This is a genomic window from Rhodococcus sp. OK611, from assembly GCF_003050885.1.
Taxonomy (GTDB): domain Bacteria; phylum Actinomycetota; class Actinomycetes; order Mycobacteriales; family Mycobacteriaceae; genus Rhodococcus_G; species Rhodococcus_G oryzae.
The window spans coordinates 1-4,109 of the sequence record NZ_QAOZ01000006.1 but is presented as its reverse complement, the minus strand read 5'-3'; the positions used below and the strand labels follow the sequence as shown (position 1 = coordinate 4,109).

Here is a 4,109-nt window from a genome sequence, read left to right as displayed (position 1 = left end):
CGACGGGCCCCTTTCAGAGTTCCTCACGGGCCGAGCGCAGCCGCGCCACCTCGGTCTCGAGTTCTACGAGGCGCCGATGGAGTGCCTGGATGGCGGCCATACACACCCCGTTCGCGTCGGCGACGGAGATCCGCCGGTCCGTGGATCCCAGCCCGAACGCCGCGGCGAAGTCCTGTGCCATCGGGCCCATATGACGCACCGACGGGTGATCGAACCCGTAGGTCCACACGCTGAGCGGCATCTCGGCCAGGCGTTGCAGGACCTCGTCGGCGCCTGCGGGCACGGACCGGCCGGTCTGGACCCCTCGCCGGTGGCTGAGGGCCGAGTTCAGCCAGGCCAGCGGGTGCCGGGTCCGGGCGGAAAGACGCGCACGCGCTCGCCCCCGGCCGGTGTCCACCCACTGGCCAGGGGCGTCCTGCGCGCGCTCGGTGCTCGCTTTCATGGCTTCGGTCACCGAATCGCCTCGGTTCAGTCCGTGAGTTCTGTGACGTCGTGCTTGATGGTCGCGTCGCTGAGCAAGAGCCCGAGCCCGAGCCCGATCGCTCCGAGTCCGAGTCCGAGCCCGATACTGAGCGCCGCGCCGCCGAGTCCGATTACAAGTCCGAGCATGATTCCTCCTGATTGTCGTCTGGTGTCGGAAGTCGGCCGATGTGCCGAACTCCCTGTTGTGAACACCTACAACCCTGATTCATCGACGCGGGCGCCGAAACCAACCCAAGGGGTGGTGACGCCCACCCTTCCCGAAACCCGTGCGGCGGAACCCAACGACTGAAACAGCTGTGCCACAAGAGAGTTGATGGCTGTACCTTGGTCAGGGCGTCATCAGATCATCACCAGAAATCCTGTGCGTGAGCATGCTGGGGCGACCATCCCCGATTCTTGGCCCGGTCCCCGATCGGGACCGAATCCGGGGCGTGATGTGCGTCTGCCGCCCGCTGTTCGAATAGGCGGGCGCCGCGCCGGCGGGTCTGCCGGCCTGCACGTACGCGTTCATCACAACCACCTTTGACGCAGGTCTTTCACGATACGCCGAAGCCCCTGTGCGCGGTCAGCGGCGAGTTTCCCGATTCGACCCTCACGAAAAAGTATTCGACGTGGTCGAGGTGGGCGTCAAGGCGATCAAGGTTGTTCCTTACCTCAGCTATCGAGAATTCGATCTTGCTGCGCGCACCTCCGGAGGGCACGATGGAAACGTGCCCTGGGGTTGTCGTGGACCGAGCAACTGAGTCTCGCCTGATCTACTCGGACAGGGAAGGTCGACAGCACAAGCTGGACCTCTCCCCCGATAGCCCACGCCTGACCGTCGGGCGCTCACCCGATTCCGGGCTGCCGTTGACCGCCGACGAGGAGGTGTCGCGGCTGCACGCGGTCATCGAATGCGTTGGCAGCCACTGGACCGTCGTCGACGACGGCATGTCCCGCAACGGCACCTTCGTCAACGGCGAGCGGATCACCGGGCGCCGACGACTGCGTCAGGGCGACAGCATCAGGATCGGCGGAACCCTGTTGACCTACAACGAGTTCGGCGGCGCGGTCGACGACGCGACCATGGTCGCCGCGAACATGCCGAACGTGCGGTCGTTGACCGAGACGCAACGCGCGGTGCTGACGGGGCTGTGCAGGCCGTACAAGCACGGGGCGACGTTCGCCAATCCGGCGTCGAACCAGCAGATCGCTGCGGAACTGTTCCTCAGCGTCGATGCGATCAAGACGCACCTGCGGGCACTGTTCGCCAAGTTCGATGTCGAGGACCTCCCTCAGAACCAGAAACGGGTGCGGCTGGCCGAGCTGGCCATGCAGAGCGGCATCATCAACGAGCGCGACCTGTGATCAGCCGGCGTTGGCGAGGATGCCCTTGTCCGTCGAGGTAGCCGACCCGCCGTGACCTGCGCGGGCGACCAGCGCGGCCACCGCGTGCGCGACCTCGGCCGCGCGCTCCAGGATCACCGAGTGACCGGCCCCGCTGATGCGCACCAGCTCGGAGGCAGGCAGCCGGGACGCGATGGCTGCGGAGTGCTCGAACGGGGTCATCACGTCGGCGTCGCCGCACAGGACCAACGAGGGGATCCCCACCAGGGAGGACAGCGACTCCGACTCGTCGAAGCCGATCAGGGATTCCAGGAAGCTGGACATCGTGACCACCGAGGTGTCGTTGACCATCGCGGCCGCGAGCGCGACGACCCGCGAATCCACCTGGCGGTTGCCGCACCCGATCACCCGGACGATTCCGGCGCACAGCATGCGGCTGAGCTGCTTGGAGCCCTGCATCATCCGGGGCGCCCGGCGGACCGCCTTCCGGAAGGCGGACACGATCGGGGAATGGAGGAGCCGGCCGAGGCCGGCGTCCGTGAGCCCGTTGGCGGCCGATGCGATGAGCGCCATCCCGACGATTCGCGAGCCGATCGAGTCCGGGTACTGCCGCGCGTAGGCCAGGGCCGTCATGCCGCCCATCGAGTGGCCGATCAGCACTACGGGGCCCTCGGGGACCACCGTGCGGATGACTGCGTCCAGATCGTGTCCGAGCTGGTCGATCGTGTAGGTGTCGACGGGGCCGTGGCCGGAGTCGCCGTGCCCGCGGTGGTCGTAGAAGACCATGCGGACGTCGGCGCCCCAGGAGTAGGAGAGGTATTCGCGGAGGAAGGACCACGATTCCGTGCGCAGGCAGTGACCGTGCACGAACACCGCGGTGATGGGGGCGTCCACCCGGCCGTACTCCTGGACCGCGAGGGGGACGCCGTCGTCGGCGAGCACCGTGATGCGGCGACCGGCATGATCTCGTGCGCTCGGCGTGCTCAACATTGCGTCCTCCGTGCCTGGGTTCGTCCTGTTCCGCCCTCGTCTGCGGGTACTTACCAATCTGCTATCTGCGGTGATACGGAGCCAGCTACCCAAGTACTCGCTATATCGACCTGAGGGTGAAGTTTCTTACACCTGGGGTGGAATCCGCGGAAATTTTGCTCGACTGGAGTCGTTCCAAGCAGGGGCGGAATCCCTCACCCTCAGAACGGTGGGGGTCGGCGCTTCTCGCGTGCGCCCAGGATCGCGAGGTGTTCGGCGTGGTGGGCGCGCAGTTGTGCGCACCGGGCGAGGTGGCCGGGGTCGGTGATGGTGGCGAGTTCCGGGAGCGTCGGCGGTAGGTCGGTGGGGTGCATGTGGGTTTCCCACCAGGTCGGTTCGTAGATGCCGGGGTCGGGTGGTTCGGGTGGCGGTGGTGCGGGTGTCGGCTTCGAGGTCGGCCGCGCTGCGGGTTTCTTGGTGCGGGCGCTGGGTCGTTGTTCGGCCGGCAGGGGCAGGGTGACCCCGATTGCGCCGTGTTGGCCGATCCAGACGATGACGTCGCCGTCGAGGCGGACGACGCGGAAGAGTCGGTCGGTCTTGGCCTGGTGGTGCCAGATGCAGGCGGGTTCGCCGTTGCTCTCGATGGTCCAGCCGCCCGCGAGAGGGTTGTCGGGGTCGAATTCGACGATGTGGTCGAACTGGCAGTCGCGGGCCTTGACGGTGCAGCCGGGAAACGTGCAGGTGTCGTACTTGTCGAAGACCGCGGCACGGACGCTGTTGCTGGGCCGGTAGGTCAGGGCTCCGCGGGGCGGGTGGGCGTATCCGCCGTGCCCGTCCGGGTACTGGCCGTCGAGCAGGGCCGGGTTCGCGGTGATCGCATCGAGGATGTCGGTAATCCTGGGCTCGCGAGTGCCGACGCCGGGTGAATACGGAGGCGGTGTCGACGAGTCCTGTCGGGGCGGCAATTGCCCTGCCTTCCTCCGGCGCAGTCGATAGCGGCTCGGGACGCCAGGTGTGGCGGTCTGGACAGAGCTGTCCCCTGAACCGATGTCCACTGAATCAATGTCGCCCTTCGGTTCTCGTGGCGAATCATCGTCGTCAGTGTCGCCATGGCTGCCGTTCTCGCCCTCATCGTTGGCGGCAGCGTTGTGCTCCGCCTGGATGCGCCGAGCATCGGTGATCACCGCCTGCCACGTCGCATCCCCGGCGAGCAACCTCGCCAACTCCGGATCGATAGGCCCGTGACCCTCCACATGCCCGGGATGATCCGCCAACCGCAGCAGACTCTCCAGATCGATATGGATATGCACCTCGGGTTTCGGCCGCTCGGT

At 66.8% G+C, this 4,109-nt stretch carries 5 protein-coding genes; 1 reads left to right on the top strand and 4 read right to left on the bottom strand.

Annotated elements, in window-relative coordinates:
• Window positions 1-13 precede the first annotated feature (13 nt).
• Both C8K38_RS08615 and C8K38_RS27070 read right to left on the bottom strand, forming a co-directional pair.
• Entirely contained in the window at window positions 14-454 is a 441-nt protein-coding gene (locus tag C8K38_RS08615) for a tail fiber domain-containing protein (protein WP_257017317.1), read from the bottom strand.
• 14 nt (window positions 455-468) lie between these two features.
• Window positions 469-609: a hypothetical protein gene (locus C8K38_RS27070; RefSeq protein WP_169310410.1), complete on the bottom strand. Its 141-nt coding sequence runs from the start codon at window positions 607-609 to the stop codon at window positions 469-471.
• Between the two features lie 576 nt (window positions 610-1,185).
• Between C8K38_RS27070 and C8K38_RS08610 the strand changes: the two genes are divergently transcribed.
• The gene (locus C8K38_RS08610) at window positions 1,186-1,830 is read left to right on the top strand and encodes an FHA domain-containing protein (RefSeq protein ID WP_097211113.1); all 645 of its coding nucleotides are present in this window, start codon (window positions 1,186-1,188) and stop codon (window positions 1,828-1,830) included.
• Here the strand turns inward: C8K38_RS08610 and C8K38_RS08605 are convergent, their stop codons facing one another.
• Both C8K38_RS08605 and C8K38_RS08600 read right to left on the bottom strand, forming a co-directional pair.
• Window positions 1,831-2,799 carry an alpha/beta fold hydrolase gene (locus C8K38_RS08605; RefSeq protein WP_097211112.1) on the bottom strand — a complete coding sequence of 323 codons (969 nt, stop codon included), beginning with the start codon at window positions 2,797-2,799 and terminating at the stop codon, window positions 1,831-1,833. It lies immediately after the preceding gene.
• 200 nt (window positions 2,800-2,999) lie between these two features.
• Window positions 3,000-4,109 (bottom strand): HNH endonuclease signature motif containing protein (locus C8K38_RS08600; RefSeq protein WP_218840960.1); only part of this gene is annotated, 1,110 nt, incomplete at its 5' end.

Bases quoted from the DNA above. Each gene is read 5' to 3' on its own strand.
- C8K38_RS27070 (WP_169310410.1), bottom strand. From the start codon at position 609: ATGCTCGGACTTGTAATCGGACTCGGCGGCGCGGCGCTCAGTATCGGG.
- C8K38_RS08610 (WP_097211113.1), top strand. From the start codon at position 1,186: ATGGAAACGTGCCCTGGGGTTGTCGTGGACCGAGCAACTGAGTCTCGC.
- C8K38_RS08605 (WP_097211112.1), bottom strand. From the start codon at position 2,799: ATGTTGAGCACGCCGAGCGCACGAGATCATGCCGGTCGCCGCATCACG.